The sequence below is a fragment of the Actinobacillus minor NM305 genome (assembly GCF_000175195.1).
Classification (GTDB): domain Bacteria; phylum Pseudomonadota; class Gammaproteobacteria; order Enterobacterales; family Pasteurellaceae; genus Haemophilus_A; species Haemophilus_A minor.
The window spans coordinates 1-5,879 of the sequence record NZ_ACQL01000141.1; the positions used below are offsets into that span (position 1 = coordinate 1).

Here is a 5,879-nt window from a genome sequence, read left to right on the forward strand (position 1 = left end):
AGCCGGAAACCAAACCAACTGAGCCGGAGACTCAGCCAACTGAGCCTGAAACCAAGCCAACCGAGCCTGAAACACAGCCAACGGAGCCTGAAACCAAGCCAACGGAGCCTGAAACCAAGCCAACGGAGCCTGAGACTAAGCCAACGGAGCCGGAAACCAAGCCAACGGAGCCTGAGACTAAGCCAACGGAGCCTGAAACCAAACCAGTTGAACCTGAGGCTATCGTTGATAAAGATCCCAATGCCGCTTGGGTTGTTACACCTAAAGAAAAAGCTGCAGTTGAACCGGAAATTGAAACTGAACCGGAAACAAAAAGTGATACTAAACCGCAACTAGCTCCGTTGCCTGAATTACCCGTATTAACTGAACCAGCAGCAGGTGCAGCACCTGTTGCCGCAATTACATGGACAAGTTATGTGGGTGGAGAAGATGGTATCATTAGTCAATCTGAAGCTAATGGAATTATAAGATTATCAGGTAGTTATGATGTTAAAGGTGCTTCTACCACGCCACCCATGATTACCGTTTTAGCAGATGTAATTAGACCTGCTCAAGTTGATCCTGTAACTAAAACTTGGTGGGTCGATATTAACGCTTCCGCATTGGTGGCGAAAGGAGAAGGAGAGAAAGAACTTAGCGCATCTATTACAGCAGTTCATGATACAAATAAAAGATTGCGCGGTACGGCTCAAGCTAAACTAAAATACGTTGTTGAGACAGTGACACAAGAGCCTGAAATTACTTTTGATAAAATTACAGGCGATAATTTCTTAAGTTTCGTTGAACAAAAATTAGAAAAAACCACGATTTCAGGTACAGTAAAACACGCCAAAGATGGGGATTTTGTTAAGTTAGAAATTGGACAATCTGTTTATTATGCCGAAGTGAAGGATGGTAAATTTTCTAAAGATGTAAATACTCAAAATTTAATCGTTCACGAAAAAGTCACCGCTTCTATTGAAACTCAAAGTGTAAATGGTGGAACAGCTAAAGGCAGTGCGGTAACTTATGCAAATGTAGAAGAAACGCCTTTAACGATTAAGATGAATCCTGTAACGGCAGATAACATCCTTAATATTGCAGAATCTCAGCAGGAAATTACCTTATCCGGCTCAGTCACGCGTGCAGATGATGGTTCTGTTGTTGAGCTAACTATTGGTGATCAAACGATCAAAGCACAAGTCCTTAATGGCGAATTTGAAGCGAAGGTTAGCGGTGAATTGTTAGCGAAAAATAATACTGTTCGGGCTGTGGTCAAAAATACGGAAAATATGACCGCACTTGAAGTATTCCAATATGAAACAGCTTTAGACAAACCAACCATTACGCTACGCCCAATTACCGGCGACAATATGATCAATGCCGAAGAAGCCGCGAAAGAAACGACCGTTATTGCCGGAAGCGTGACAGGAGCAAGTGATGGGGATCTGGTGGAAGTGTCTTGTGGCTGCCCTTATTGTGCCGCAAGCAATTGGAATACAATCCAAACTAAGGTGATCAATGGATCTTTTAAAGTGGAATTTGCCACAGCTGTTTTAACTGCTGGCAACCATAAAGTCATTCGCGCTAAAGTTATCGGAACAGATAAAGCAGGTAATCATGGTGAAGCCGAAACTTCGCAAGCTTATACGGTTGCAACGTCTGGCAGTGATGCGAATCTCAATGATTTAGCCGCTGTAGGTGAAAATAATACTTTCAATAAAGCATTTATAGAAAAGAATTCTACTTTTACTTATCAGGGAACTGTATGGGGACACACTGTTCGTCGTGAAGAAGATTTAGTGGAAAAAGTTGAAATCAAGCTCAATGGAAAAACGTTTTCCACTAATTTAAGCCGAGATAGTTCAGCACTACGGAAATTTAGCACCACATTAAACGTTGCTGATTTTGCGGATACGGATGAAATGTATGTAGTCGCAACCATTCGCAATAAAAAAACAGGGACAACCCACGAAGTAGCAGAAAAAGTCTCCTATCGTTATGATACTGAAACCAAGATTGCTGTTTCAGTCAATGAAGTCAATGGTAGCAAAACAATTTCTACCGAGAATTTGAATAAAACCAGTCTCATTAGTGGCACTCTCACTTACGATGAACAAGATATTAATGCCAAAGATATTCAAGTTAAAGTCAGTCTCAATGGCAAAGAATATGATGCAACGGTATCAGATAAAAAATGGTCATTGAATTTACCAATTAATGAAAGCTCGCTGATTGAAGGAAATAATCACTTAAAAGTCAATGTAATGGCTAAAGATGTTGCGGGTAATACGGCTACCGCAGAAAGTGCGGTGGATTTTCAAGCCGATATGACACCGCCAATGCCAATCATTACGCTTAACCCAATTAATGAAAATAATGTGATCGCTAAGACTGCAACAGATTCGGTGGTATTAAGTGGCAAAGTGAGTGGCGATTTTACCGTTGGTGAGCAACTCATCTTAATGTATAACGGCAAAACCCAAGCGGTGGAAATTCAACAAGATGGTGCATTTAGTTTAACGCTTCCGGCGGCAGAATTAGCCTCTTCAAATTCACTGATAGTTTCTGCTGTTTATACCACTAAAGATAGTGTTGGGAATGTAGGATCTGCGCAAAGTGATTTATCTTATAGTGTTAGCCAAGGTGATATTGGTATTTTATTAAATGATATTACAGCAGATAATCATATCAATGTGACCGAAGCCAAAGGGCATTTACAATTATCAGGTAAAATTTTTGGCGCAGAGGCTTCAACTACAACTCAAGTTGAATTACAAATTAACGGTAAGACGCACAAGGTTCAGTTAGAAAGTGATCTGAGTTTTAAATTGAACGTTGCTGCTGAAGAATTAATTCAAGCACCAAACTATATGGTTACAGCTACCGCTACTGCAGGAAACAGCCGTGCGGATACAACGAAGAAGTTTACTGTTGCCGCTGAGGTAGCTGCAAAAATTGATATCACCGAAGTGGGCGATTTCACCTTAAGTTTGGCTGAAAAATCACCTATTGTCCGCATATATGGTGAAGCTGAATTTGATGGTGTTTATGCTCAAGGTAAAAATTATAACGAGGTACGCCAAGCGATCGTTACAATTGGTAACCAATCATTTAAGGTCGGTGTTAATAATAAAACATTCTTTGTCGATATTGCCGCCGATGAATTAAAAGGGCTAAATGGACAACAGATTTCCGTAAAATTCACCCCGGATCCAAAGGTTTATGAGCTAACTAAGGCTGATGGATTTTATAAAACAGCTTATATTAATGCGCCTGAAGTCACGACTAAAAGCGTTACGTTCACAAGCGATTATTTAAAAGTGGAGAATCAAGATCAGTATTTTGTTGCATATCACGAAGATATTGCAACGGTAAGTGGTGTTGTATCAGGAACGGCCAAAGAGGGAGATGTTGTTCTCTTGAATATTGGCAATAAAACGCTTAAAACAACGGTAAATTCGGACTTAAGTTTCTCTGCGATCGTGTCAAAACAAACCTTGAGCACAGCAGAGCAGATTTCTGCTACCTTGGAAACCACAGATCGTTCCGGTAAAGCAATTAGCGTTTTTGATCAAGAAAATTATGCGGTAGCGGCCTCAGTAGATGGCTCAAAACAAATTGGGTTAATTCCACGTAGCAATCCCATTCAAGATGATCATACCAAAGATGACTGGAATACCCCATATTTCTTAAAGGCTGTAGGTAGCTTAGACAAAAATGGCTATTCGGCCCCATTGGGTGGAACACAAGATAAGCCTTATGTCATTAAATATTATTTCCACGGCACGGAAGAGTTAGAAGCGAATAAAGAATTGCCTTCAGATGCCTTGGTTGATGAGGGATTAAAAGCGGTCTTCAGGGATGCCTATGCCATCTTATCCAGTTATACCAATATACAGTTTGTGGAAAGTAAAATTAGCGGCGACCGTGATACCTTTGTGCATTATGCTTCCATGACGAATGGTTCGGCAGCAGTAGCAAGAAACGGTGGACATATTACTTGGAATGCCGGCAGCAGCTGGAAAGGCTGGGGAACGGATTATCTCTATTACACCGCACTTCACGAAATTGAGCATACACTTGGTATGGTTCATACGAATGCAGGTGATATTCCGACCTTTAAAGAAAACGGCTATGGTAATGAAAATACCGCGGAATTTTCGATTATTTCCTATGATCGCTATGTCAATGATAATTTATATTTATCCTTACGCGATTTACGCCCTTATGATTTAGCTTATTTACATTATCGTTTTGGTGTCAATCCAAATGCGCGCGCTGGCGATGATGTTTATAGCTTTGCAAATTACAATACCTATGCTTCTGACGGCGGTCGTTATATTTGGGACGGTAACGGTGTTGATACATTTGACGCTTCAAAAGAAAAACAAGGTGTGTATGTTAATTTAAATCCCGGTAGCTGGAGTTATGTTGGTGAAGAAAGAGAAAGAAACTTCTTGGTAAAAAACATTAACAGTACACAGCAAGATGCACATCAATATTTTGATTTACCTGAAAAGGCGGTCATCGATAGTGGCAATGGTAAAGAAGAACCACTTAAGATTTCAGATGTTGAATACACCAGTGGTCAAGTCTATATTGGTCAAGGAACACAAATCGAAAATCTTATCGGCTCAAATCATAATGATACATTGATTGGTAATGCAGCAGATAATAACATCTTCGGCGGAGCCGGAAATGATAAGTTAGAAGGCGGTGCCGGTAATGATTATCTTAATGGCGGTCTTGGTGAAGATACGATGATAGGTGGTTTAGGAAACGACATCTATCTTGTTGATAACACAAAAGACATTATCGTTGAAGCTAAAAATGAAGGTATAGATACAGTTTACAGTACCGTTGATTATCGTTTGTCAGAAAATGTAGAAAATCTAGTATTAATTGGGAATACCGCAAAAGAAGCCTACGGCAATGAGTTAGATAACATCTTAACGGCAAATAATATCGGCAATACATTAAATGGCGGTGCCGGTAATGACCGTCTTATTGGTGGGTTAGGTGCAGACATTTTCATTGGTGGAGAAGGTGCAGACCATTTTGTGTTTAATACCACCCTTAATGGCAATGTGGATATCATCAAGGACTTCAACACTGAAGACAAAATTGAATTGTCAAAAAACGTATTCCGCGCATTAAACGATGAAGAAAGCCTTAAACGTCATATTAAATATGATAATACCAATGGACAATTAAGTTATGATGCTGAAGGTAATGGCGATTTAATTCATTTTGCCACTTTAGAAAATCATCTCTCAACATTGGATAATAATAATTTAATTATTGTTTAAGGTGAATATAGAAGAAACCTTTATTTGGTCTCTTCTATATCCTAAAAAAACGACCGCACTTTCAAAGTGCGGTCAGACCACCGACAACCCCACCTTTACATCCCTTCTGTCAAAGGTGGGTTTATTTTTTGCTGTTTTATCTCTTTCTTTTGCATTTCACTTCGGATAGCCATTCAAGCGGTCAGTTTTGTGGATTTTTTTACCATTGCCGCGAGGAAGCATTGCATCTGTACTTTCGACAACCCTCTGTAACGGGCATTGCGGTGTCCGTGGTGTTGTTTGGCGTCCGCAAACTCAGGCTGTTTTTCCCTTTGGTTGGACGGCGATAACCAAACACGCCAACAATCTCTCGGCGAGCCAAACTTTCTGCAATAGGGGCAGTAAAATAGCCGGCATCCAGCCCAACGACTTGGGGTTTGAACTGAAAACGTTGCGTGGTGGCATCAAGGCGAGCAATATAGGGCTGACTGTCATTGACATTCCCTGCCGTGGCAAAGGTATCTAAAATAATCCCGTGCTTACCATCGACCGTGCGGTGGTCGAGATAGAAGAACCCTTTCTTTGTTATCTCGGTGCATATAACCACTT

General features: G+C 40.5%; 1 protein-coding gene and 1 pseudogene. One reads left to right on the top strand and one right to left on the bottom strand.

Annotated elements, in window-relative coordinates; genetic code table 11:
* A partial coding sequence (locus AM305_RS10220; RefSeq protein WP_005825758.1) for an Ig-like domain-containing protein occupies positions 1-5,291 on the top strand: 5,291 nt, incomplete at its 5' end.
* Between the two features lie 182 nt (positions 5,292-5,473).
* Here the strand turns inward: AM305_RS10220 and AM305_RS10225 are convergent.
* Positions 5,474-5,879 (bottom strand): annotated as a pseudogene (locus AM305_RS10225) (transposase); the annotation flags it as partial.